Below are 23,774 nucleotides of genomic sequence, written 5' to 3'. Positions count from 1 at the left end.
CTCACGCTCCGACGGCGACGAGGACGGCGAGGATCACGGAGCCGGCCAGCAGCACGCTGATGTAGGTCTGCACGTTGCCCGTCTGGGTGCGGCGCACGAGCGCGCCGAGCAGCCGGGGCAGTCCGCCCGCGCCGCGGACGTACGTCTCGACGACCTCGCGGTCGAGGAAGCGGACGAGGCCGGAGGCGGCGAGCACGGGACGGACGAAGAGCGCCGCGTACAGGGCGTCGAGGCGGAAGCCGTGCGAGGCGGGCTCGAAGAGCGGGCCGAGCAGCAGACGTCCGGGGTCGCCGGGGTCCCGGGCGGCGGCGACGTCACCGTAGACCTGTTCGTGGGTCTGCGAGGCGGCGGCCTCGGTGAGCGCCGGCTCCTCGTCGGCCGCCGCGGGGACCAGGGCCCCCATGGGCGCGCCGCGGCGGGTCGCGGTGGCCTGCCAGGCGCCGTAGGTCGCCAGGATGCCGACGACGGCGAGGCCGACGCCGAGGATCGAGGTGACCAGGGTCGGGGCGAGCTCGTTGCCGTCGAGCCAGGCGGGGAGGTCGAAGAACTTCGGCACGAGGGAGACGGCACCGAAGGCGAGGGTGGGGATCGCCAGCACCCACAGCACGGCGGTCATGACGGCCGGTTCCTTGCCGTGGGCCTGGGGGGCCGCGGCGCCCTGGCCGCGGAAGGCCAGGAGGAACAGGCGCGTGGCGTAGCCCGCGGTGAGCACGGCGGTGACCAGCGCGGCGACGAGGACGAGCCAGCCGACGGCCGACGGGACGCCCTCGGCGTGGCCGGAGGCGGCGTGCTCGGCCGCCCGCAGCACCGACTCCTTGGAGAAGAAGCCGGAGAAGGGCGGGATCGCGGCCAGGGCGGCGAGCGCGATGCCCATGGTCCACATGGCGTCGGGGACGCGCTTGCCGAGGTCGCCCATGCGGGACATCGCGGCCAGCGAGTTGGTGCCGGCGGCGTGGATGACGACGCCGGCGGCGAGGAAGAGGAGGGCCTTGAAGGCACCGTGCGAGACCAGGTGGAACACGGCGGCGCTGCGGTCGCCGACGGCGAGGGCGGCAGCCATGTAGCCGAGCTGACCGATCGTCGAGTAGGCGAGCACGCGTTTGATGTCGTCCTGGGCGAGCGCGGCCAGACCGGAGCCGATCATGGTGACGGCGGCCAGCACGCCGAGCACCGCGAGGGTGACGGTGGAGGCCTCGAAGACCGGCAGCAGCCGGGCGACGAGGTAGATGCCGGCCGCGACCATCGTGGCGGCGTGGATCAGCGCGGACACCGGGGTGGGGCCGGCCATCGCGTCGGGCAGCCAGGTGTGCAGCGGGAACTGCGCCGACTTGCCGGCGACACCGGCGAGCAGCAGCAGGCCGACGAGGGTCGGGTGCGCGATCCCGCCGTGGGTGGCCGCGGTGAGGATGCCGTTGATCCGGAACGTCCCGGCGTCGGCGGCGAGCGCGAAGACGCCGATCAGGAAGGGGACGTCGCCGAGCTTGGTGACCAGGAAGGCCTTGAGCGAGGCGGCCCGGGCGACCTCGGTCTCCCAGTAGTGGCCGACCAGGAAGTACGAGCAGATGCCCATGACCTCCCAGCCGACCAGCAGCACCATCAGGTCGCCGGTGTAGACGACCAGGAACATGGCTGCGGTGAAGAGGGAGACCAGGGCCGAGTAGGAGGCGTAGCGCGGGTCGTGGCGCAGGTAGGCCGTGGAGTACAGCTGCACGCAGGTGGCGACCAGGCCGACGAGGACGGCGATGAGGACCGCGAAGCCGTCGAGGTGCAGGGCGAGGTCGATCGGTACCGAGCCGGTCGGCGTGAGCCGGGTCGCGGCGTCGGTGGCCGGGCCGCTGCCCTGCCGTACGGCGACGACCACCGCCAGCACGAATGCGGTCGCGGTGGGCAGCACGGCCAGCGGCCGGACGAAGCCGGGGGCGGTGCGGCCGAGCAGCAGACCGCCGACGGCGCCGAGGAAGGGGAGGAGGGGGACGAGGACGGCGAGGGTCGTCAGGGTCACGCTGCGGCCTCGGCCTTCTCTTCGGGTGCGGAGCGCCCGTCCCCTTCGCCCTGCGGGTCGTGCGGGTCGTGCTCGGCGAGGTCGGTGAGGCGGTCGACGTCCGAGCTGCCCCGGTTGCGGTACACCAGCAGGACGATGGCGAGGCCGATGCCGATCTCGGCGGCGGCGATGACGATGACGAACAGCGTCAGCGCCTGCCCGGCGTGGAGGGTGTCGCGGAGCCAGACGTCGAAGGCGACCAGGTTGAGGTTGACCGCGTTCAGCATCAGCTCGACCGACATCAGGACGAGGATCGCGTTGCGCCGGGCGAGGACGCCGTACAGGCCGACGGAGAACAGGAGGACGGCGAGGACGGCGGGATAGGCGAGATGCATCAGCGCTCCCCCGGCTGCTGACGGGACTGCTTGCGGGACAGGACGATCGCACCGACGAGCGCGGCGAGCAGGAGCACCGACAGCGCCTCGAACGGCAGCACCCAGTGACGGAAGAGGATCTGGCCGGTGACCTTGGTGGAGCCCTGCGCGGCGCCGTCCACGTCGATCCAGGTGGCCCGGAAGGCGTCCACCACGACCCACACCAGCGTGCCCGCTGCGGCGACGGCCACGGCCAGCGCCGCGATCCGGTTGCCCGAATCGGCGTCCGGGGAGCGGCCGATGGGCGCCTTGGTGAGCATCAGCCCGAACAGGACGAGCACCACGACCGACCCGACGTAGATCAGCACCTGCACCCAGGCGATGAACTCGGCGGTGAGCAGCAGGTATTCGACGGCGACGCCGCCGAGCGCGACGACCAGCCAGAGCGCGGCGTGCACCAGCTGCTTGGTGGTGACGCTGACGACGGCGGCGGCGAGGGTCGCGACGCCGACGAGGAGGAAGACGATCTCGACCCCGGTCGGGGACAGGAAACCGGGGTGGGCCGCGGAGAGGTTCACGCGTCTCCCCCCGGCTGCCCGGCCTCGGGCCCGGCCTCGGCGGCGGCGACCGCGGCGGCGGCCTTCTCCGCGGCCTTGCGGGCGGCACCGAGCTCCTTGGGCTCCTCGGCGGCCGGGTCGAGCGGCGGCGGGGCCGGCACCGTCCACATCCACTCGCGCAGCTTGTCGCGCTCGTGGGTGAGGTCGAGGATGTCGGTCTCCGCGTACTCGAACTCCGGCGACCAGAACAGGGCGTCGAAGGGGCACACCTCGATGCAGATGCCGCAGTACATGCAGAGCGAGAAGTCGATGGCGAAGCGGTCCAGCACGTTGCGGCTGCGCTCGCGGCCGCCGGGGGTGACGGCGGGCACCGTCTCCTTGTGGGAGTCGATGTAGATGCACCAGTCGGGGCACTCACGGGCGCACAGCATGCAGACCGTGCAGTTCTCCTCGAACAGCGCGATCACGCCGCGGCTGCGGGGCGGCAGCTCGGGCTGCACGTCGGGGTACTGCGCGGTGTGCGAGCGCCGGGTCATCGTGCGCAAGGTGACGGCGAGGCCCTTGGCCAGGCCGGAACCGGGGATGCCCATCAGGAGATCACCACCTTCACCACGCCGGTGAGCGCGATCTGGGCCAGGGCGAGCGGGATGAGGACGGTCCAGGCGAACCTCTGCAGCTGGTCCTCGCGCAGGCGCGGGTACGTGACCCGGAGCCAGATGACGACGAAGGCCAGGGCCGCGGTCTTGAGCAGCGTCCACAGCCAGCCGAGGCTGCCGGACCAGGGGCCGTGCCAGCCGCCGAGGAACAGGACGGTGGTCAGGCCGCACAGCACGACGATGCCGGCGTACTCGGCGAGCAGGAACAGGGCGAAGCGCATGCCCGTGTACTCGGTGTAGGCACCGAAGATGATCTCGGAGTCCGCGACGGGCATGTCGAAGGGCGGCCGCTGGAGTTCGGCGAGGCCGGCGGTGAAGAACACGAAGGCGCCGATCAGCTGCCACGGCGTCCACCACCAGGCGTACGCGTCGACGATGCCGGGCAGCGAAAGCGTCCCGGCCGCCATGGCGACGGACGCGGCGGCGAGCAGCATCGGCAGCTCGTACGACATCAGCTGCGCGGCGGTGCGCAGACCGCCGAGGAGGGAGAACTTGTTGGCGGAGGCCCAGCCGGCCATGAGGGAGCCGAGCACGCCGACGCCCATGACGGCGAGCACGAAGAACAGGCCCGCGTCGATGTCCTGGCCGACGAGTCCGCCGGGGCCGACCGGGATCGCGACGATGACCAGGAGGTAGGGCAGCAGCGCGACGGCGGGCGCGAGTTGGAAGATCTTCCGGTCCGCGTCGGCCGGGACCACGTCCTCCTTCTGCGCGAACTTCACGCCGTCGGCGACGAGCTGGGCCCAGCCGTGGAAGCCGCCGGCGTACATGGGTCCGAGGCGGCCCTGCATGTGGGCCATGACCTTGTGCTCGGTCTGGCCGACGACGAGGGGCAGGACGAGGAAGGCGACGAGCACGGCGAGCAGCCGGAGGATCACTTCGAGGGCGTCGCTCACGGTGTGCTGCCTCCTTCTGCGTCGTCGTTGCCGGGGGTGTCCGGGGTGTCCGGGGTGTCCGGGCTGGTGCCGGGGGTGTCGGCGTCCGCGGTGGGCCGAGCGGGTCCGCCGTCCCGGCCCTCGTCCGGTGCGGTCGCGGGTTTCGCCGGTTCCGGCTGCGCTTCCGCTGCCGGGGCGGGTTTGGCGTCGGGCTGTGCTTCCGCTGCCGGGGCGGCGGCCGGTTCGGGGTCGCGGGGGACGTCCCAGGGCGCGTCCGGGGTGCGCTTGCGGGGCGTCGCGGGCTCCGCAGGAACCGCGGGGGTCCCGGGAGCCGCCGGGGTCCCGGCGGTGCCGGCCTGGCTGACGGAGCCGTCGCCCGCCGAGCGGGTGCGGCGCGGGGTGGCGGCAGGGGCCGCGGCAGGGGTCTGGCTCGCGGAGCCCTCGGTGACGCTGCGGGTGCGCCGGGCGGGACGCTCCGCGGCGCCCGCCGCACCGGCGGCTCCGGCGGCACCGGCCGCGCGCGGGGTACGGGCGGGCCTCGCCGGGGCGGGCGGCAACTGCCCCTTCAGCGGGCCCCACTCGTTGGGGTCGGGCACGCCCGGCGGCAGCATCTGGCGGCGCTTGGGCCCGCCGTGCTCGGATTCGCCCGGCTCCTTCGCGCCCGGCCACGCCTTGGCGACGCGCGCCGCCAGCACGAAGTCCTTGCGCAGCGGATGCCCCTCGAAGCCCTCGGGCAGCAGCAGCGGCACCAGGTGCGGGTGGCCGGTGAAGTCGACGCCGAACATCTCGTGCGTCTCGCGCTCGTGCCAGGCGGCGCCCGCGTAGACGCCGACGGCGGTCGGCAGGGCCGGGGCCTCGTGCGGGACGGTCGTACGGATCATCAGGCGCCGCACGGAGCCGACCGCGGGGGCCACCACGTGGGCGCAGACCCGGAACCCGGTGCCGCCTTCGTCGACGGCGCTGAGCCAGTCGAAGAAGGTGCAGCCGAGGGTGTCCCGGGCGGCCCGCAGGGCGTCGGTCCAGGAGGCGGCGGGGACGTCGACGGTCAGCAGGCCGTACGCCTCCTCCGCCGTGGCCTCGGCGCCGAAGACCTCGGCGACGGCGTCCGGCTCGGGGAGCCGGTCGAAGGGCGTGGTCACTTCGCGGCCTCCCCGGGCGGCGGCGGGGCCTGGACCAGGCCGCTGCGCAGCGCGGCGGTGGACGCGGGCGGGGTGCCCCCGTCGCCGTAGCGCTCGCCGAGCGACTCGCGGGCGATCTTCTCCTGGAGCTTGAGGATGCCCTGGAGTAGCGCCTCGGGCCGCGGCGGGCAGCCGGGCACGTAGACGTCGACGGGGATGATCTGGTCGACGCCCTTGGTCACGGAGTACGAGTCCCAGTAGGGGCCGCCGCAGTTGGAGCAGGCGCCGAAGGAGATGACGTACTTCGGCTCGGGCATCTGCTCGTACAGGCGCTTCACGGCCGGGGCCATCTTGTCGGTGACGGTGCCCGAGACGATCATGAGGTCGGCCTGGCGCGGGCCGGGCGCGAAGGGGATCACGCCGAGCCGGATGAAGTCGTGCCGGGCCATGGACGCGGCGATGAACTCGATGGCGCAGCAGGCGAGCCCGAAGTTGAAGACCCACAGGCTGTAGCGGCGGCCCCAGTTCAGGACCACCTTCATCGGCTCGGGTGCCAGCCGCGCGAGCGTACCGAGGCGGCGCGGCTCCGGCAGGTACTCGGGAGTGCTCACATCGGTCACATCGGTCACGTCCATTCCAGGACGCCCTTCTTCCAGGCGTAGAGCAGACCGACGGCGAGGAAGCCGAGGAAGACGAACATCTCGACCAGCGTGGTGCCGCCGTACCCCTCGGCGGCGAACACCGTCGCCCAGGGGAAGAGGAAGATCGCGTCGACCGCGAAGACGACGTACAGGAAGGAGTAGACGTAGTAGCGGATCTGGGTGTGCGCCCAGCCCTCTCCGACGGGGTCGACGCCGCACTCGTACGTGAGCATCTTCTCCTGCGTCGGCACGACGGGCCGCAGCAGGCGACCGGCCCCGAAGGCCACGGTCACGAAGAGCACCCCGAGCACCGCGACCAGTCCGACGACCGAGTAGCCGTGGAAGTAGTCCACGTCCGTCCGCCCCTCGTTTCTCGTCGTAAGCGCGTTGTCCAGCGATCCCGGTGGATCTTTAGACGATCTGTACGAACGGAGTCTAGGCCCTGCCTCCCGGAGCGGAACCACCCGTCCTGACCGGTGGTACGGATAACCCCACCTTGTCCTGGCAGGCGCACCCCATGGCGGTGGCCGCCCGGTCCCCGGCAGGCTTGGCGTCATGACCATCAACTCCCAGCGCGGGGAAGCCGCCCCGCTGCCGCCGGCGCGCTTCGCCTTCGACGCCGTGACGTGGAAGGAGATCGCGTATCTCCTGGCGAACCTGCCCGTGGACCTCGTGGGCTTCGTCTACGTCGCCGTCGTGCTCTACCTCGGCGTCGGGCTGTCGGTGACCGTGGTCGGCCTGCCGCTGCTGGCGCTGGGACTGGCCGGGTGCCGGCTGCTGGGGCGGCTGGAGCGGATACGGGCGCGCGGCATGCTCGGGGTGGCCGTGGACGAGCCCCGGTCGCTGCGTCCCGGGCGGATGGGGTTCTTCCCCTGGCTGTGGACCTCGCTGAAGGACCCGGTGGGGTGGCGGCACGCCCTGTACTTCTTCATCCGGCTGCCGTGGGGGATCGCGACCTTCACCGTCGCCTTGACCTCGCTCTTCGTGGCGTGGCCCGTGCTGCCGTTCATCGCCCGGGGACTGGCCAACGCGGACCGCGCGATGGTCCGCGGCCTGCTGTCGCCCTCCGACGAGCTGGAGCGGCGGATCGCCGAGCTGGAGTCGGACCGCGGCACGGTGGTGGACACCGCCGCAGCCGACCTGCGCCGCATCGAGCGCGACCTGCACGACGGGGCCCAGGCCCGGCTCGTGGCGCTCGCCATGGACCTGGGCCTGGCCAAGGAGAAGCTGCAGGAGGACCCGGAGGCCGCGGCGAGGATGGTCGGCGACGCCCACGGAGAGGTGAAGCTGGCCCTCCAGGAGCTGCGCGACCTGGCCCGCGGCATCCACCCGGCCGTCCTCACCGACCGCGGCCTGGACGCCGCCCTGTCCTCGGTGGCCGCCCGGTGCACGGTGCCGGTGCAGGTCCAGGTGGACCTGGCGGGCCGGCCGGCGCCGGCGATCGAGGGCATCGCGTACTTCACCGTCTCCGAGCTGCTGCAGAACATCAGCAAGCACAGCGGGGCGCGCCGGGCCGTCGTCGAGCTGTGGCGCTCGGACGGCCGGCTGATGATCCAGGTCCGCGACGACGGGCGGGGCGGGGCGAGCGCGTCGGACGGCGGCGGGCTGGGCGGTCTGGCCGAACGGCTGGACGCGGTGGACGGCCTGCTGGTGATCGACTCCCCGGCCGGCGGCCCGACGACGGTGACGGCCGAGCTGCCCTGGCGCGACCGGGGCTGAGCCGCGTGCGGGAAGGCCGGTGCCCTCCAGTGAGGGCACCGGCCTTCCGTGCCTGCGTCAGGCGGCGAGTTCCGCCTCCTGCGCCGGGGTGGTGGAGGGCTCGGGCCTGCTGTCGCGCATGACCAGGGCTGCCAGCAGGGCGGCGGCGAGGACGCCGATCGCGCTGATGGTGAAGGTGGCCGACATCGAGGCGGTGAACGCCTCCCGGGCCGCGCGGACCATCCCGCTGTCGCCCTGGGCGACGGCCAGCGCGCCGGCGATGGAGTGCCTCGCCTCCTCGGGGGTGCCGGCGGGCATCTGGCGGGCGAAGCCGCTCGCCAGCAGCGAGCCGAGGATCGCGATGCCGAGCGCGGTACCGGCCTGCTGGATGGTGTCGTTCAGGGCGGAGCCGACCCCCGCCTTCTCCGCGGGGATGGTGGCCATGAGGGCGCCGACGGCGGCCGGCATCGCCAGGCCCGCGCCGAGGCCGAGCAGGCCGAGGGCGGCCGCCGGGACGGCGAAGCCCGTGCCGGCCGAGACGGTGGTCAGCAGCGCGAAGGAGGAGGCCATGACGAGCATGCCGCCGAGGATCAGCAGGCGGTTGCCGATCCGCGCGGCGAACGTGGTGCCCAGGACGTTGCCGGCCAGCGCGGCGACGGCCAGCGGCACGAAGGCGACACCCGCCTTGACCGGCGAGTAGCCCAGCACGAACTGCAGGTACTGGGTGAACACCAGCAGCAGGCCGCCGTTGCCGATCTGGACCAGGGTCAGCGAGAGCGAGCCGCCGCTGAAGTTGCGGTGCCGGAACAGGACCAGGGGGACCATCGGCGCGGAGGTGACGTTCTCCCAGACCACGAAGGCGCCGAGGGCGAGGACGGCGACGGCCAGGGTGATCCCGGAGCGGCCGCCGAAGGCGCCGTGTTGCGGGAGCTCGATGATCCACCAGACCAGGGCGGTCATGCCGGCCGCGGACAGCACCGCGCCGAGCGGGTCGGGCTTGCTCCACGGGCCCTTGGACTCCGGCATGAGGGTGAGGCCGGCGGCGACGGCGAGCGCGACGACCGGGACGTTGATCAGGAAGATCGCGTGCCAGGAGAAGTGGTCGATCAGCACGCCGCCGAGCACCGGGCTGCCGACCAGGCCGAGCATCGACACCGAGCTCCACGCCGCCATGGCCCTGCCGCGCTCCTCCTCGTCGAAGACGGTGATGAGGATCGACAGCGTCGAGGGCATGATCAGCGCGCCGCCGACGCCCATCGCGACCCGTACGGCGATGACCTCTCCGGGGCTGGTGCAGAAGGTGGCCGCCAGGGAGGCCGCCCCGAAGAGCAGCAGCCCGACGAGCATCACCTTCCGGCGCCCGAACCGGTCCCCGAGGCTTCCCGAGGCCAGCAGCAGCCCGGCGAAGACCAGGATGTAGGAGTCGAGGATCCACTGCGTGTCCTGGGCGCTCGCGCCGATGTCCCCGGTCATCGCGGGCACCGCCACGGTCAGCGCCATGCTGTCGACCACCAGCACCAGCGAGCTGAGGCACAGCACGATCAGGATCCACCAGCGGCGGGGGTTGCGGGTCTCCATGGGGCGTCCTTTCGGGCATCGGCTCGTGCGTACACCGTTCCTTCGGTGCGAACACTGTACGCACGGCGGAACGGTGTGCGCAACACTCGCTCCTGTACGCTGAATGCGAACGCCGTACGCAGCAATCCGCCCGCACCCCGGTCCCCAAGGAGCGCCATGGCCGCCAGGACGAAGCCGAGCCCGATCCCGTCCGTGTGGGCCCGGCAGCAGCGCGAGGCCGACCAGCCCGCGCTCAGCCGCGGCGCGATCGTCCGCGAGGCGATCGCCATGCTGGACGCCGAGGGCGTCGAGGCCCTCAGCATGCGCAAGCTGGGGGCCCGGCTGAACGCCGGCGCGACCTCCCTCTACCGGCACGTCGCGACCAAGGACGAGCTGATGGAACTGGCCGTCGACGAGGTGGCCGCCGAGATCGCCGTCCCCGCCGCCGGCGGGGCGGACTGGCGCGCCGCGGTCACCGAGGCCGCCGGGTCCTTCCGCGCGACGGCGCTGCGCCACCCGTGGCTGTCCTCGGTCCTGGGCCAGGCGGGCCTCGCCTACCTCGGCCCCAACCTCATGTCGTACTCCGAGCGGCTGGCCGCCCTGTTCGCCGCCGCCGGCTTCCCCGAGCCGAGCCGGGCGATCGACACCCTCCTGAGCTACGTGATCGGCATGAGCACCACGGAGGCCGCCTGGCTCACCACGGTCGCCCGCTCCGGCGAGACCGAGGCCGGCTTCATCGCCCGTCTCATGCCCGCCGCCCAGGCCGCCGCGGCCCCCCACGACCACCTGTCCGGCTCCTATGCCGACCCCACGGCCGCCCTCGAGGACCCGGTCGCGCTGCGCGAGGCCAAGTTCGCCTACGGCCTGGACGTCGTCCTCGACGGGCTGGCGCTGCGGCTCCCCCGCTGACACCGCCCGGGTCCCGGCCGCCGCACCGCGGGGGTGGGGTTTTCCCCAGGTCCAAGACGCCGATCCGCACCATGGGCGCGAGGGCCCCGCAGGACGAGGCTGGAGGCATCACCAGCGGACGCAGAGGTACGACGAAGAGGACGGACGTGACCATGGCATACGGTTTCCCGGAGCCGCGCGAGCACCGGCTGCCCGCGGCGCTGCGCGCGCCGATCGAGGCCCGCACCTGGCGCGAGTTCCTGTATCTCCTGCTGAACCTGCCGATGGGCATCATCGGCTTCGTCTTCACGGTGACGATGCTGTCGCTGGGCGCGGGCCTGCTGGTCACCTTCCTCGGACTGCCCGTCCTCGCCGTGATGCTGGCCGGGTGCCGGGGGCTCGGCGTCGTGGAGCGCGAGCGGGCCCGCCAGTGCCTGCGCATCGACGTGGCCGCGCCGGAACCGCTGCGCCGGCGGCCGGGCCAGGGCTTCATGTCGTGGCTCGGCGGCCAGCTGACCAGCGGCGCCTCCTGGCGGCACATCCTGTACTTCTTCGTGCACTTCCCGTGGGGCGTGTTCACCTTCTCCGTGGCCATCTCCTTCTTCACCTACGGCTGGGGGCTCCTCACGTACCCGCTGTGGCAGTGGGTGTTCCCGGCCTACACCGACCAGCCCGGGCTCCAGCTGTACGGGGACGGCAACGGCAACGGCTGGTGGCTGGACTCGCCGTTCGAGGTGGCCATGACCTCCGTGCTGGGGCTGCTCCTGGTCCTGGCCACCCCCTGGCTGATCCGGGGCATGGCGTACGTCGACCGGGGCCTGGTCGCCGGGCTGCTTGGGCCCTCGCGGCTGGCCAGCCGCGTCACGGAACTGGAGTCGGACCGCGGCACGGTGGTGGACACCGCCGCCGCCGACCTGCGCCGCATCGAGCGCGACCTGCACGACGGGGCCCAGGCCCGGCTCGTGGCGCTCGCCATGGACCTGGGCCTGGCCAAGGAGAAGCTGCAGGAGGACCCGAAGGCGGCGGCCACCATGGTCGAGGAGGCGCACGGCGAGGTGAAGCTGGCCCTCCAGGAGCTGCGCGACCTGGCCCGCGGCATCCACCCGGCCGTCCTCACCGACCGCGGCCTGGACGCCGCCCTGTCCTCCCTCGCGGCGCGCTGCACCGTGCCGGTGCAGGTGAGCGTGGACCTGCCGGGGCGGCCGGTGCCGGCGATCGAGGGCATCGCGTACTTCACCGTCTCCGAGCTGCTGCAGAACATCAGCAAGCACAGCGGCGCCTCGCGCGCCACGGTCGACCTGTGGCGCTCCGGGGACCGGCTGATGATCCACGTCGTCGACAACGGGCGCGGCGGCGCCTCCACGGCGCGCGGCTCCGGCCTGGCCGGGCTCGCCGAGCGGCTGGGGGCGGTGGACGGCGTCCTCGCGGTGGACTCCCCCGCCGGCGGCCCGACCACCGTCGCGGCCGAGCTGCCCTGGCGGACCTGACCCCGCGGGGCACCGCCGGGCAGCTCGGCCGCAGGAGCCGGAAGCGCCGGGAGAACCGCAAGAACCGCAAGGACCAGTAGGACCGGGAAGACCGGAAGAACCGAGAGGACGCTGACCGCGCCCCCCTCCGTCCCTCCCCGCACTCCGCCCCCGGCGGCAAGGCCGTGTGCCCGCCGCCGGAAGCTGGAATGCTGGGGAGGGACAGCACGTCGACGTCGACACGGGGGAGCCGGTAGCGGTGGAGGACAGGGTGCGGGTGGTCATCGCCGAGGATTCGGTGCTGCTGAGGGAGGGACTGACCCGCCTGCTGACCGACCGCGGGCACGAGGTCGTCGCCGGGGTCGGTGACGGTGAGGCCCTGCTGAAGGTGATCGGCGAGCTCGCCGCCGAGGGCGCGGTGCCCGACGTGGTCGTGGCCGACGTGCGGATGCCGCCGACCCACACCGACGAGGGCGTGCGCGCCGCAGTGCGGCTGCGCCGCGACCACCCGCGGCTGGGCGTGCTCGTGCTGTCGCAGTACGTGGAGGAGCGGTACGCCACCGAGCTGCTGGCCGCCAGTTCCCGCGGGGTCGGGTATCTGCTCAAGGACCGGGTAGCCGATGTCCGGGAGTTCGTCGACGCGGTCGTACGGGTGGCCGGCGGCGGTACCGCCCTGGACCCGGAGGTGGTCGCGCAGCTGCTGGGACGCAGCCGCAAGCAGGACGTACTGGCCGGCCTCACCCCGCGGGAGCGCGAGGTGCTGGGGCTGATGGCGGAGGGACGGACGAACTCCGCGATCGCCAAGCAGCTGGTGGTGAGCGACGGCGCGGTGGAGAAGCACGTCAGCAACATCTTCCTCAAACTGGGGCTGGCCCCCAGCGAGGGCGACCACCGGCGTGTCCTGGCCGTGCTCACGTACCTCAATTCCTGATCCTCTGACGTATCGTCAGAGGATCCCGCGGAGGCGTAGAACCGGAGCGGCGCCGGAAGGCGTCCCATATGGAGGAAGCAGGCAGCACGGGCTCCGGGGGGCGGTGACCGTGACCCATCAGGGCACAAAGGGAGCCCAGCGCGGCGTTCACGATGCGGGAAGACCCGGGAAGGCGACCCTTACCCACGTACGATGGCGCGTGGGACACAAGGTCACGGCCCCGGTCGTGAGCCGCCGCCTCGAAGGAGGTCCGATTCAGTGACCAGCCAGGTCAGCAGCCCGACAACCCCCGATCGTCCCGTTCTGGGAGAGCAGCGGAAACCGGCCAAGGAGACCAGGAAGCTCGATCGGGTGGTGATCCGTTTCGCCGGGGACTCCGGCGACGGCATGCAGCTCACGGGAGATCGGTTCACCTCGGAAACGGCGTCGTTCGGCAACGATCTGTCCACCCTGCCGAACTTCCCGGCCGAGATCCGGGCTCCGGCAGGCACCCTGCCGGGCGTGTCGAGCTTCCAGCTGCACTTCGCCGACCACGACATCCTCACCCCGGGTGACGCCCCGAACGTCCTGGTCGCGATGAACCCGGCGGCACTGAAGGCGAACATCGGGGACCTGCCGCGCGGCGCGGAGGTCATCGTCAACACGGACGAGTTCACCACCCGCGCGATGGCCAAGGTCGGCTACGCGGCCTCGCCGCTGGAGGACGGCTCGCTGTCGGCCTACGCGGTGCACCCGGTGCCGCTGACCACCCTGACGGTCGAGGCGCTCAAGGACTTCCCGCTGACCCGCAAGGAGGCCGAGCGCAGCAAGAACATGTTCGCGCTCGGGCTGCTGTCGTGGATGTACCACCGGCCCACCGAGGGCACCGAGGACTTCCTGCGCAAGAAGTTCGCGAAGAAGCCCGAGCTGGCCGAGGCGAACGTCGCGGCCTTCCGCGCGGGCTGGAACTTCGGCGAGACGACCGAGGACTTCGCGGTCAGCTACGAGGTGGCCCCGGCCGAGGCGGCCTTCCCCGCGGGCACCTACCGCAACATCTCGGGGAACCTGGCGCTGTCGTACGGCCTGGTCACCGCGAGCCGCCAGGCGGACCTGCCGCTCTTCCTGGGCTCGTACCCGATCACCCCGGCCTCGGACATCCTGCACGAGCTGAGCAAGCACAAGAACTTCGGCGTGCGCACCTTCCAGGCCGAGGACGAGATCGCCGGCATCGGCGCCGCTCTTGGCGCGGCCTTCGGCGGCTCGCTGGCCGTCACGACCACCTCCGGCCCGGGTGTCGCGCTGAAGTCGGAGACCATCGGCCTCGCGGTCTCGCTCGAGCTGCCGCTGCTGGTCGTCGACATCCAGCGCGGCGGGCCCTCGACGGGCCTGCCGACCAAGACCGAGCAGGCCGACCTGCTGCAGGCGATGTACGGGCGCAACGGCGAGGCGCCGGTCCCGATCGTGGCGCCGAGCACCCCCGGCGACTGCTTCGGCGTGGCGCTGGAGGCGGCCCGCATCGCGCTGACCTACCGCACCCCGGTCCTCCTGCTCTCCGACGGCTACCTGGCCAACGGCTCCGAGCCGTGGCGGGTCCCCGAGCTGGACGAGCTGCCCGACCTGCGGGTGCAGTTCGCGACGACGCCCAACCACGTGGCGGAGGACGGCACCGAGGAGTTCTGGCCGTACCTGCGCGACCCCGAGACCCTGGCGCGCCCCTGGGCGGTGCCGGGCACCCCCGGTCTGGAGCACCGGATCGGCGGCATCGAGAAGCAGGACGGCACGGGGCACATCTCGTACGACCCGGCCAACCACGACCTGATGGTGCGCACCCGGCAGGCCAAGATCGACGGCATCGAGGTGCCCGACGTCGTCGTCGACGACCCGGACGGCCAGGCGCGGACGCTGGTGATCGGCTGGGGCTCGACGTACGGGCCGATCACGGCGGCCGTACGGCGCATCAGGGGCGCAGGGGGCGCGGTCGCGCAGGCCCATCTGCGCCATCTGAACCCCTTCCCGAGGAATCTCGGGGAGGTCCTCGGGCGTTACCAGAAGGTAGTGGTCCCGGAGATGAACCTCGGCCAGCTCGCCCACCTGCTGCGGGCGAAGTACCTGGTCGACGCCCGCTCGCACACCCAGGTCACCGGCCTGCCCTTCAAGGCCGAGCAACTCGCTGCCGCCATCCAGGAGGAGAGCGCAGATGTCTGAGGCGCCTGCCGTCGAACACCGCACGCCGGGGCTGCCGGCGCTGTCCCTGGTCCCCAAGGCCGAAGCCAAACAGTCCATGAAGGACTTCAAGTCGGACCAGGAAGTGCGCTGGTGCCCCGGCTGCGGTGACTACGCGATCCTCGCCGCCGTGCAGGGCTTCATGCCCGAACTGGGCCTGGCCCGGGAGAACATCGTCTTCGTCTCCGGGATCGGCTGCTCCTCCCGCTTCCCGTACTACATGAACACCTACGGGATGCACTCCATCCACGGCCGTGCCCCGGCCATCGCGACCGGGCTCGCCGCCTCGCGGCGCGACCTGTCGGTGTGGGTCGTCACGGGTGACGGCGACGCGCTGTCCATCGGCGGCAACCACCTGATCCACGCGCTGCGGCGCAACGTGAACCTCAAGATCCTGCTCTTCAACAACCGGATCTACGGCCTGACGAAGGGGCAGTACAGCCCGACCTCCGAACTCGGCAAGATCACCAAGTCGACGCCGATGGGCTCGCTGGACGCGCCCTTCAACCCGGTCTCGCTGGCGCTCGGCGCGGAGGCCTCCTTCGTGGCGCGCACCGTCGACTCCGACCGCAAGCACCTGACGGGCGTGCTGCGGGCGGCCGCCGCGCACCCGGGCACGGCCTTCGTGGAGATCTACCAGAACTGCAACATCTTCAACGACAACGCCTTCGAGGTGCTGAAGGACCGGGCCTCCGCCGAGAACGCGGTGATCCGGCTGGAGCACGGGGAGCAGATCCGCTTCGGCGCGGACAACGCCAAGGGGGTCGTACGCGACCGGGCCACCGGCGACCTGAAGGTCGTCGACGTCGACGCCTCCAACGAGGACGAGGTCCTGGTGCACGACGCGCACGCCGCGTCGCCCACGACGGCCTTCGCCCTGTCCAGGCTCGCCGACCCCGACACGCTGCACCACACGCCGATCGGCGTGTTCCGCAGCGCCGAACGGCCGGTCTACGACGTGCTGATGTCCGAGCAGCTGGAGCAGGCCGTCGAGCAGCACGGCAAGGGCGACATCGCCGCACTGCTGGCCGGCAACGACACGTGGACGGTCGTGGGCTGACCCACCGCGTCCTTCACGCCGACCGCACCCACCGCAGCGGCCATACGGGGCCCGGGCCTGACGATCAGGTCCGGGCCTCGTCGTACGCCCGGCGGGCCGCCATCACCTGCTCCGTGCGGCCCTCGGTCCAGCGGGCCAGGGCCCAGACCTGGTCCGCTGCCTCCTTGCCGAGCGGGGTGAGGGAGTACTCCACGCGCGGCGGGATGACGGGGTGCGCCTCGCGGTGCACGAAGCCGTCGCGCTCCAGGGTCTGCAGGGTCTGGGCGAGCATCTTCTCGCTGACCCCGCCGACCGTGCGGCGCAGCTCGCTGAAGCGCAGGGTGCCGTCGGTCAGTGCGGCGAGCACCAGCACGCCCCAGCGGCTGGTGACGTGTTCGAGGATCACCCGCGAGGGGCAGTTGCGCGCGTTCACGTCCGGGGGCGCCTGCAGCACGGCGGTGAGCTCTTCCCTTACGTCCATACCACTAGCTTACTTTGAAGTGGGTACTTTCTGGAAGTTAGTACTGGCCCTAGGGTTAGTCCCGTCATCACGCACAAGGACATCAGGGACTGGAGTGAACCCGTCATGAGCATCGTCGTCACCGGAGCCACCGGACAGCTGGGCCGGCTGGTCGTGGAGCGGCTGCTGGCCGACCTCCCGGCCGAGCAGGTCGTGGCCGTCGTACGGGACGCGGACAAGGCCGCGGACCTCGCCGCCCGGGGCGTGGAGCTCCGGGTGGCCGACTACGACGCGCCCGCGACCCTCAAGGACGCCTTCCGGGCGGGCGACGTGGTGCTGCTGATCTCGGGCAGCGAGGTCGGGCAGCGCGTCGCGCAGCACACCGCCGTGATCGAGGCCGCCAAGGAGGCGGGGGTCGCCCGGCTCGCGTACACCAGCGTCCTCGGCGGGCCGGCCGCCGACTTCCGGCTCGCCGCCGAGCACCAGGCCACCGAGCAGGCCCTGCTGGACTCCGGGCTGACCTACACGCTGCTGCGCAACGGCTGGTACACCGAGAACTACACCGCGCAGATCGCCGTCCAGCTGGAGCACGGCGTCGCGGGCAGCGCGGGCGAGGGCCGCATCGGCTCCGCCACCCGCGAGGACTACGCGGCGGCCGCGGCCGCCGTGCTGACCGGCGAGGGGCACGAGGACGCGGTGTACGAGCTCAGCGGGGACGAGGCCTGGACGCTGGCCGAGTACGCCGCCGAGCTGGCCCGGCAGTCCGGCCGCCCGGTCGCCTACGCCGACCTGCCCGCCGACGCCTTCCTGGCGGTCCTGACCGGCGCCGGGCTGCCAGAGGCGGTGGCCGGGATCTACGTCGACGTGGACGTCGCCGGCGTCTCCCGCGGCCTCCTCCAGGGCGGCAGCGGCGACCTCGCCCGGCTGATCGGACGTCCCACCACCCCGCTCGCGGACACGATCGCGGCGGCGCTCAAGGGCTGACCCCGGCCGCCCGCCCGGACGGCGGGGCCCCCGCGGCGGATCCCCTCCGGCCGCGGGGGCCCCGCCCCGTGTCCGTCCGGTCCCGGTGCGTTCCCGGTCCGCGGCGAGGGTGTCATGACCGTCATGCGATACGCAGATGACGGGAGAATGCCCCGCACGCTACCTTCGAGCGGTCGGCCAGCGCCCCGGGAGGAACGAGTGAACGAGCAGCGTGCCGGTCTGCTGTACGGATTCGCCGCCTACGGGCTCTGGGGGCTCTTCCCCCTCTACTGGCCGCTCCTCGAACCGTCCGGCGCGGGCGAGATCCTCGCCCACCGCATGGTCTGGTCGCTGGTCGTCGTCTCCCTCGTGCTGCTGGTGATGCGCCGCTGGGCGTGGGTCCCCGAACTCCTGCGCCAGCCGCGGCGCCTGGCGCTGCTGGCCGTGGCGGCGGCCGTCATATCCGTGAACTGGGGCCTGTACATCTGGGGCGTCAACAGCGGCCACGTCGTCGAGACCTCGCTGGGCTACTTCATCAACCCGCTCGTCACCATCGGCCTCGGCGTCCTCGTCCTGCACGAGCGACTGCGCCCCGCGCAGTGGGCCGCCGTGGGCGTCGGCGCCGCCGCCGTCCTGGTGCTGACCCTGGGCTACGGGCGGCTGCCCTGGATCGCACTGACCCTGGCCTGCTCCTTCGCCACCTACGGCTTCATCAAGAAGAAGGTCGGCATGGGCGGCCTGGAGTCGCTGGCGGCCGAGACGGCCCTCCAGTTCCTGCCGGCGCTCGGCTACCTGGCCTTCCTCGGCACCCGCGGCGACACCACCTTCGCCTCACACGGGGCCGGCCACGCCGCCCTGCTCGCCGCGTGCGGCGTCGTCACCGCCGTGCCGCTGATCTGCTTCGGCGCGGCGGCCATCCGCATCCCGCTGAGCATGCTGGGCATGCTGCAGTACCTCGCGCCGGTCTTCCAGTTCGGGCTCGGACTGCTCTGGTTCCACGAGGAGATGCCGGCCGAGCGCTGGGCCGGCTTCGCCCTCGTCTGGCTCGCCCTGGCCCTGCTGACCTGGGACGCGCTGCGGACCGCACGGCGCGGCCGGATCGCGGTGCGCGACGCCGCGGTGGTGCCCGACGAGGCGGCGCCGCGCGGGGCCGTCACCGGCTGAGCGGCGGCGTCCACACGCACGCGCACACGGACGCACGGGCACACGGGCGCACGGGCACACGCACGGGCACACGCACGGGCACTAGCCTTCCGGCGCCTCGTACGCCTCCCTGCGGGAGCGGTGGGCACGGACCTTGTGGCGGTTGCCGCAGTGCTCCATGGCGCACCAGCGACGCCGGCCGGGGCGCGAGGTGTCCACGAAGACCAGTCGGCAGTCGTGGGCGGAGCATTCGCGGACGCGGTCGGCGTGGGGGCCGGAGAAGAGCTCCACCGCGTCCCGTGCGACGGCCGCCAGCACCTGGGTGCCGGTGACCGGGGTACGCCATGAGCGGCCCCCGTCGGCGGCGAGACGCAGGGCGGGGGGACGCCAGGCGGCGGCCTCGTTCAGGACGACGAGGTCCGGGGCGGGGAGGGGTTCCCCGTGGACGCGGGCGACGGCTATGTGCCAGAGCGCGTCGCGCAGGTAGCGGGCCGCGGCGACGTCCTCCGGGGAGACGGCGAGGCCGCCCGGGTCGGGGCGCAGCCGGCACGCCACCGCCCAGCGGACCAGGTCGGCGGGCTCGTGGAGGACCTCGTGGCGCGCGTAGGCGCCGGGGCCGCCCGTCGGCAGCAACTCGAGGGCGAGCGCGCCCGGATCGAAGCGGTAGGCGACTCCTTCGGATGAATGGAGGACCAGACCGATTGCGGGCTCCGTCATGTAACCAATATAACTGGTTACAGGCCGGCCGAAGGCCGGAGGAGACGCGAACGAGGGGGCACGGCATGGCAGTTCACTGGAAGCTCGTGGTCGACGCGGCGGATCCGCACCGGCAGGCCGCCTTCTGGGCGGAGGCCCTGGAGTACACGCTCGAGGACCACAGCGTGCTGATCGAGAAGCTGCTGGGGTTCGGCGCCGTGACGCAGGACGTCCTGACGGAGGCGGCCGGCCGCAAGGCCTGGCGGGACCTGGCCGCCGTGCGCCACCCCGACGACCCCTACGACGACGAGAAGGGCTCGGGCCTCGGGCGGCGCATCCTCTTCCAGCGGGTGCCCGAGGCCAAGACGGTGAAGAACCGGCTGCACATCGACCTCCACCCGGGCACCGGACGGCTGGAGGCGGAAGTGGCCCGGCTGGAAGGGCTCGGCGCGACGGTGCTGCGGCGGATAGCGGAGCCCTCCGGCACCTGGGTCACCATGGCCGACCCGGAGGGGAACGAGTTCGACGTCGAGTAGCCCGCCGGCCCTCCGGGCCTCCGGCACTCGCCTTGACGGCGGGGGCGGCGCGGTGACAACATCTCCATGCGTACGCAACTAATGCATACGCAAGGAGATGACGGGGTGTCGGACTCAGAGCGGTCCTTCCTGTTCCTGGTGGGAAGCAGCCGCGCCGACGGCAACACCGAGGCGTTGGCGCGGCACGCCGCCGAGCAGCTGCCGCCCGTGGTGGACCGGCGCTGGCTGCGGCTGAAGGACCTGCCGCTGCCGCTCTTCGAGGACCTCCGGCACGACGGCGACGGCCGCTATCCCGCACCGTCGGGGCACGCCGCGACGCTCCTGGAGGCCACCTTGGCGGCCACCGACATCGTGGTGGTCTCCCCCCTGTACTGGTACAGCGTCTCGACCAGCACCAAGCTCTACCTGGACCACTGGTCGGGCTGGATGCGGGTGCCGGGGCTGGACTTCCTGGAGCGGATGCGCGGCAAGACCCTGTGGTCGGTGACCGTGCACGGAGGCCAGGACCCGGCAACGGCCGCCCCGCTGGTGGGGACGCTGCGCCACACGGCCGACTACGCCGGGATGCGCTGGGGCGGGGCGCTACTGGGCTACGGCACCCGGCCGGGCGACGTGCTGAGAGACACGGCGGCCCTGGGCCGGGCCAAGGCCTTCTTCAGCTGACCGGCGACGGTCAGGCCGTGATGTCGCGGGTGGTGAAGCGGGCCCAGGCCGCGGAGCCGAACACGGCCACGTAGAGCGCCTGGAGCTGGAAGTTGCTGCGCATCTCGTCCCAGTAGACGGGGTCGCGGACCAGGTCGGCGAAGCTCAGCCAGTAGTGGGGGAAGAGGTAGGGCTGCACGGCGTGCAGTTGGGGGATGGTGTCGACGATCTGCACGGTGATCAGCAGGCCCACGGTGGTGGCCATGGCGGCGATGCCGCTGTCGGTGAGCGTGGAGATGAACAGGCCCAGCGCGGCGATGCCGGTGAGCGAGGCGGCCACGACCAGGGCGACCAGCAGGGCGCGCAACAGCCCCTCGGAGAAGGGGACCGTCGTGCCCGACAGCAGGGTGACGTCGCCGAGCGGGAAGAGCAAGGCGCCGGTCACCAGTGCCGAGACGGCCACGACGAGGGTGCCGATCAGGCAGAAGGCCAGGACGGAGGCGTATTTGGAGACCAGCAGACGGGTGCGCCCGGCCGGGGCCACCAGCAGATAGCGCAGGGTTCCCGCGTTGGCCTCGCCGGCGACGGCGTCACCGGCCACGACACCGATCGCCATGGGGAGGAAGAAGGGCAGCGTCGCGGCGAGCGAGGCGAAGACCAGGAAGAGACCGTTGTTGGTGATCAGCGCGACGAAGGCCGGGCCGTCACCGCCCCCGCCGCCGGCCGAGCCGCCGTCACCGGTCTCGATCCGCACCGCGATCCCGATGAGCACCGGGACCCCGGCCAGGACGGCCAGCAGCGCCAGGGTGCGCCAGCGGCGCAGCACGGTCACCAGTTCGCTGCGGAACAGCCCGAGCGAGCGGATCGGCCACACCGACCTGGTCAGGGTGTCAGCCTGCGACATCGAATCCCTCTCCGGTCAGCGCGACGAACGCGTCCTCCAGTGACGCCCGTTCGACGCCGAAGCCGCGGACGCGGACCCCGGCGGCGACCAGTGCGGCGTTGAGGTCGGCCAGTTCGGGAAGTGCCGCGGGGTCCTGCGGCAGTTCCCCGGTGACCCGGTCGCCGTCGGCGGCCAGGCCGGTGACCCCCTGCTCCTTCAGCACCCGCACCGCCTCGGCGGGATCGGGGGTGGTGACCACCAGGCGTCCGGCGGAGGAGAGCGCCTCCACCGGGCCCTGGGTGATCAGCCGGCCGCGGGACATCACGGCGGCGTGGGTGCAGACCTGTTCGATCTCGTCGAGGAGGTGGGAGGAGAGGAAGACCGTGGTGCCGTCCGCCGCCAGCTCGCGGACGAGCGAGCGGATCTCCCGCATGCCCTGCGGGTCCAGGCCGTTGGTGGGCTCGTCCAGCACCAGCAGGTCGCGGGGCCGCAGCAGGGCGGCGGCCAGGCCGAGCCGCTGCTTCATGCCGAGGGAGTAGGCGCGCGCCTTCTTGCCCGCGGCGGCGGCCAGGCCGACCCTCTCCAGGGCCGCGTCGACCCGGTCCCCGCGGGTGCGGGGACCGGCGGTCGGATCGGCCGCGTCGAAGCGCAGCAGGTTGTCCCGGCCGGAGAGGAAGCCGTACAGGGCGGGGCCCTCGATCAGCGCGCCCACGCGCGGCAGGACGCTGCGCACCGCGCGCGGCATGGGCTCGCCAAGGACCCGCGCCGTGCCGGAGGTCGGGGCGATGAGCCCCATGAGCATGCGGATCGTCGTCGTCTTCCCGGAGCCGTTGGGCCCCAGGAAGCCGAAGACGCTGCCCCGGGGGACGGCCAGGTCGAGGCCGTCGACGGCGAGCTGTCCGCCGCGGTACCTCTTGGTGAGTCCGCTCGTGGAGATCGCGTGCTCACCGGTCTCGGCGGACGGCTCCCCCATCGGCGCTCCTTCGCTCTGTGCCGGTGCCTCGCTCCGTGCCCTACTCGGCGGCCGCGTCGGCGGCCTTGATCAGGGCGCCCTGGGTCACGGTGCCCACGTAGACCTTGCCGCTGTCGGTGATCAGGGCGTTCACCAGGCGGGTGCCGACCACGGTGCCGGTGCCGAACTCGCCCTTGACCTCCTTGCCGAAGGTGCCGAGCAGCCCCTGTCCGCCGAGGCCGGGGGCCTTGGCCCCGCCCTCGGACGGGCCGGCGTTCAGCGCCTCCTGAGGCAGCTTCAGCTCGGCGATCGAGTCCCAGCCCTTGCCGAGGACACCGAGGCCCTCCAGGCCGTCCAGGCCCTCCAGGCCGCCGAGGTCACCGAACTCCTCGTGCGCCCCGCGGGCGTCCTGCCCGGCCTTCCCGTCCGCCTTCTCGCCGGCCTTCTCCGTCGTCACCTTCGCGCCCTTCGGCGGGGTGAAGTCGAAGACCGAGGCGGCGGGCCGGGAGAAGTCGACCTTGGTGAAGGCGACGTCGACGATGGCCTTGCCGCCGCCCCTCGGGGCGAGGGTGAACTTCAGCGGCACACCGGTGCCGGCATCCACGCCGATCCTGATCGACCCGACCGTGGAGTCGGTGGCCTTGGGCCTGACCACCAGCTGGTAGGCGTCCCGCCCGGCGATGCGCGCGGTGCCGTCCACCGTGACGGTGGAGCTGTCGTCCGCCGCGTCGAGGATCTTCTTCGCGGCTTCCTGCGGGGTGGCCGGCCAGCCCTCGGGCAGTTCGCGGTCGCCCTTGGCCTCGTCCTCACCCTGCGCCTCCCGCGGGAGACCGGTGAGGTGGTAGGCCTGGTTGCTGCCGCTGTCGTAGGCCCAGACCTCGTCACCGTTGTGGATGAGGCTGTACTCCGCGGCGTTCCGGACGATCGACACCTTCTGCTTCTGCGGGCCGTCGGCCGCGACGCGCAGGGTGTGGGAGCCGGCCAGCAGCTGGGTCAGCTGCTCCTTCGGGTCGGCCGAGGAATCCCCGCGGCCGCCACCGCCACCGCCGAACGGCCCACCGGCGCCCGTGGCGCCGGTCAGCAGGGCCGGCAGGCCGAAGTCCGTGCTGATGCGGACCGAGCCGGAGATCGTCTGGGTGTCCGAGGCCGCGACCTTCGCGATCAGCTCCTCGGCCGTGATCCCGGGCAGATCCGGGCTGCCCGCGTTCGCGAGCGCCGGTACGAGCCCGATGGTCGCCGCGGCGACTCCCGCCGCCGCCACCGGGACCGCGTAACGTATCGCCTTGGTCCGGCGCCGGGGCTCCCGGTCGTCGTCCATGGGCTGGATGGGTGCCATTACGTCCCTACCTCCGTCGTCAACGGCGGGTTCCCGTCATCGTCGCACTCGTCCACCTCGGGCCATTGTCACCCGATCCGCCGTGTGGTGGTGCCTCTTATCCCATCAATCCGGCCGCTCGGGCGCATCGCCCGCCGGGATCAACTCGGCGTACACCTCTGGGATGACGATCCCTGACAA

Annotated in this window: 24 protein-coding genes; 10 read left to right on the top strand and 14 right to left on the bottom strand. The window is 72.6% G+C overall.

Features of this window, described 5'->3' with window-relative positions; translation table 11 throughout:
* Window position 1: 1 nt before the first annotated feature.
* From ACFYYN_RS24190 to ACFYYN_RS24155, 8 genes are read right to left on the bottom strand one after another with little or no spacing between them, the layout of a single operon-like run.
* Entirely contained in the window at window positions 2-2,002 is a 2,001-nt protein-coding gene (locus ACFYYN_RS24190) for an NADH-quinone oxidoreductase subunit 5 family protein (protein WP_500547486.1), read from the bottom strand.
* Window positions 1,999-2,376 (bottom strand): NADH-quinone oxidoreductase subunit NuoK, encoded by a 378-nt coding sequence (nuoK, locus tag ACFYYN_RS24185; RefSeq protein ID WP_500547485.1) that lies wholly within the window; start codon window positions 2,374-2,376, stop codon window positions 1,999-2,001. Before nuoK ends, ACFYYN_RS24190 begins: the two co-directional genes overlap by 4 nt.
* Window positions 2,376-2,933 carry an NADH-quinone oxidoreductase subunit J family protein gene (locus tag ACFYYN_RS24180; protein WP_500547484.1) on the bottom strand — a complete coding sequence of 186 codons (558 nt, stop codon included), beginning with the start codon at window positions 2,931-2,933 and terminating at the stop codon, window positions 2,376-2,378. Before ACFYYN_RS24180 ends, nuoK begins: the two co-directional genes overlap by 1 nt.
* A complete protein-coding gene (locus tag ACFYYN_RS24175) occupies window positions 2,930-3,502 on the bottom strand; it encodes a NuoI/complex I 23 kDa subunit family protein (protein ID WP_500547483.1) in 573 nt (190 codons plus the stop codon). Before ACFYYN_RS24175 ends, ACFYYN_RS24180 begins: the two co-directional genes overlap by 4 nt.
* Window positions 3,502-4,464: an NADH-quinone oxidoreductase subunit NuoH gene (gene nuoH, locus ACFYYN_RS24170; protein ID WP_500547482.1), complete on the bottom strand. Its 963-nt coding sequence runs from the start codon at window positions 4,462-4,464 to the stop codon at window positions 3,502-3,504. The genes ACFYYN_RS24175 and nuoH overlap by 1 nt, the downstream gene beginning before the upstream one ends.
* Window positions 4,461-5,582 carry an NADH-quinone oxidoreductase subunit C gene (locus ACFYYN_RS24165; protein WP_500547481.1) on the bottom strand — a complete coding sequence of 374 codons (1,122 nt, stop codon included), beginning with the start codon at window positions 5,580-5,582 and terminating at the stop codon, window positions 4,461-4,463. Before ACFYYN_RS24165 ends, nuoH begins: the two co-directional genes overlap by 4 nt.
* Window positions 5,579-6,196, bottom strand: coding sequence for an NADH-quinone oxidoreductase subunit B (locus ACFYYN_RS24160; RefSeq protein ID WP_499513360.1), 618 nt, complete (start codon window positions 6,194-6,196; stop codon window positions 5,579-5,581). The genes ACFYYN_RS24165 and ACFYYN_RS24160 overlap by 4 nt, the downstream gene beginning before the upstream one ends.
* A complete protein-coding gene (locus ACFYYN_RS24155; RefSeq protein WP_326572910.1) occupies window positions 6,187-6,555 on the bottom strand; it encodes an NADH-quinone oxidoreductase subunit A in 369 nt (122 codons plus the stop codon). Before ACFYYN_RS24155 ends, ACFYYN_RS24160 begins: the two co-directional genes overlap by 10 nt.
* A gap of 202 nt (window positions 6,556-6,757) precedes the next feature.
* On the opposite strand from ACFYYN_RS24155, the gene ACFYYN_RS24150 reads away from it, so the two are divergent.
* Window positions 6,758-7,921: a sensor histidine kinase gene (locus ACFYYN_RS24150; RefSeq protein ID WP_500437204.1), complete on the top strand. Its 1,164-nt coding sequence runs from the start codon at window positions 6,758-6,760 to the stop codon at window positions 7,919-7,921.
* Between the two features lie 57 nt (window positions 7,922-7,978).
* Here ACFYYN_RS24150 and ACFYYN_RS24145 read toward each other — a convergent pair whose 3' ends face one another.
* The gene (locus ACFYYN_RS24145) at window positions 7,979-9,478 is read right to left on the bottom strand and encodes an MFS transporter (RefSeq protein ID WP_500547480.1); all 1,500 of its coding nucleotides are present in this window, start codon (window positions 9,476-9,478) and stop codon (window positions 7,979-7,981) included.
* A gap of 156 nt (window positions 9,479-9,634) precedes the next feature.
* Here ACFYYN_RS24145 and ACFYYN_RS24140 point away from each other — a divergent pair, with 156 nt between their 5' ends.
* The 5 genes from ACFYYN_RS24140 to ACFYYN_RS24120 all read left to right on the top strand — a co-directional run bounded on the left by ACFYYN_RS24140 (window position 9,635) and on the right by ACFYYN_RS24120 (window position 16,004).
* Window positions 9,635-10,366: a TetR/AcrR family transcriptional regulator gene (locus ACFYYN_RS24140; protein WP_500329532.1), complete on the top strand. Its 732-nt coding sequence runs from the start codon at window positions 9,635-9,637 to the stop codon at window positions 10,364-10,366.
* A gap of 152 nt (window positions 10,367-10,518) precedes the next feature.
* Complete coding sequence (locus ACFYYN_RS24135; RefSeq protein WP_499516914.1) at window positions 10,519-11,832, top strand: sensor histidine kinase; 1,314 nt, start codon at window positions 10,519-10,521, stop codon at window positions 11,830-11,832.
* A gap of 250 nt (window positions 11,833-12,082) precedes the next feature.
* Window positions 12,083-12,742 carry a response regulator gene (locus ACFYYN_RS24130; RefSeq protein ID WP_500329546.1) on the top strand — a complete coding sequence of 220 codons (660 nt, stop codon included), beginning with the start codon at window positions 12,083-12,085 and terminating at the stop codon, window positions 12,740-12,742.
* Between the two features lie 258 nt (window positions 12,743-13,000).
* Window positions 13,001-14,926, top strand: coding sequence for a 2-oxoacid:acceptor oxidoreductase subunit alpha (locus ACFYYN_RS24125; RefSeq protein ID WP_500547479.1), 1,926 nt, complete (start codon window positions 13,001-13,003; stop codon window positions 14,924-14,926).
* Window positions 14,919-16,004: a 2-oxoacid:ferredoxin oxidoreductase subunit beta gene (locus tag ACFYYN_RS24120; RefSeq protein WP_500329528.1), complete on the top strand. Its 1,086-nt coding sequence runs from the start codon at window positions 14,919-14,921 to the stop codon at window positions 16,002-16,004. Before ACFYYN_RS24125 ends, ACFYYN_RS24120 begins: the two co-directional genes overlap by 8 nt.
* A 64-nt stretch (window positions 16,005-16,068) precedes the next feature.
* Here the strand turns inward: ACFYYN_RS24120 and ACFYYN_RS24115 are convergent, their stop codons facing one another.
* Window positions 16,069-16,464, bottom strand: coding sequence for a winged helix-turn-helix transcriptional regulator (locus ACFYYN_RS24115; RefSeq protein WP_499513353.1), 396 nt, complete (start codon window positions 16,462-16,464; stop codon window positions 16,069-16,071).
* 105 nt (window positions 16,465-16,569) lie between these two features.
* Here ACFYYN_RS24115 and ACFYYN_RS24110 point away from each other — a divergent pair, with 105 nt between their 5' ends.
* Both ACFYYN_RS24110 and rarD read left to right on the top strand, forming a co-directional pair.
* The gene (locus ACFYYN_RS24110; RefSeq protein WP_500547478.1) at window positions 16,570-17,427 is read left to right on the top strand and encodes an SDR family oxidoreductase; all 858 of its coding nucleotides are present in this window, start codon (window positions 16,570-16,572) and stop codon (window positions 17,425-17,427) included.
* A 147-nt stretch (window positions 17,428-17,574) separates the two neighbouring features.
* Window positions 17,575-18,570, top strand: a complete 996-nt coding sequence (gene rarD / locus ACFYYN_RS24105) for an EamA family transporter RarD (protein WP_500547477.1) — start codon at window positions 17,575-17,577, stop codon at window positions 18,568-18,570.
* Between the two features lie 81 nt (window positions 18,571-18,651).
* Here rarD and ACFYYN_RS24100 read toward each other — a convergent pair whose 3' ends face one another.
* Complete coding sequence (locus ACFYYN_RS24100; RefSeq protein WP_500547476.1) at window positions 18,652-19,266, bottom strand: CGNR zinc finger domain-containing protein; 615 nt, start codon at window positions 19,264-19,266, stop codon at window positions 18,652-18,654.
* Window positions 19,267-19,331: 65 nt separating this feature from the next.
* On the opposite strand from ACFYYN_RS24100, the gene ACFYYN_RS24095 reads away from it, so the two are divergent.
* Together ACFYYN_RS24095 and ACFYYN_RS24090 are read left to right on the top strand one after the other, a co-directional pair.
* The gene (locus ACFYYN_RS24095; protein ID WP_500547475.1) at window positions 19,332-19,781 is read left to right on the top strand and encodes a VOC family protein; all 450 of its coding nucleotides are present in this window, start codon (window positions 19,332-19,334) and stop codon (window positions 19,779-19,781) included.
* Between the two features lie 105 nt (window positions 19,782-19,886).
* Window positions 19,887-20,444 carry a flavodoxin family protein gene (locus ACFYYN_RS24090; protein WP_500547474.1) on the top strand — a complete coding sequence of 186 codons (558 nt, stop codon included), beginning with the start codon at window positions 19,887-19,889 and terminating at the stop codon, window positions 20,442-20,444.
* Between the two features lie 10 nt (window positions 20,445-20,454).
* Here the strand turns inward: ACFYYN_RS24090 and ACFYYN_RS24085 are convergent, their stop codons facing one another.
* From ACFYYN_RS24085 to ACFYYN_RS24075, 3 genes are read right to left on the bottom strand one after another with little or no spacing between them, the layout of a single operon-like run.
* Window positions 20,455-21,327, bottom strand: coding sequence for an ABC transporter permease (locus tag ACFYYN_RS24085; protein ID WP_500367293.1), 873 nt, complete (start codon window positions 21,325-21,327; stop codon window positions 20,455-20,457).
* A complete protein-coding gene (locus ACFYYN_RS24080) occupies window positions 21,314-22,279 on the bottom strand; it encodes an ABC transporter ATP-binding protein (RefSeq protein ID WP_499513346.1) in 966 nt (321 codons plus the stop codon). The genes ACFYYN_RS24085 and ACFYYN_RS24080 overlap by 14 nt, the downstream gene beginning before the upstream one ends.
* 40 nt (window positions 22,280-22,319) lie before the next feature.
* Window positions 22,320-23,594 carry a LolA family protein gene (locus tag ACFYYN_RS24075; protein WP_500547473.1) on the bottom strand — a complete coding sequence of 425 codons (1,275 nt, stop codon included), beginning with the start codon at window positions 23,592-23,594 and terminating at the stop codon, window positions 22,320-22,322.
* Window positions 23,595-23,774 lie beyond the last annotated feature (180 nt).

It is taken from the genome of Streptomyces sp. NPDC001902, from assembly GCF_042891295.1.
In the GTDB taxonomy this organism is placed as follows: domain Bacteria; phylum Actinomycetota; class Actinomycetes; order Streptomycetales; family Streptomycetaceae; genus Actinacidiphila.
Note: the sequence above shows the minus strand (reverse complement) of the source record. Positions and strands in the feature narration are given on the sequence as shown.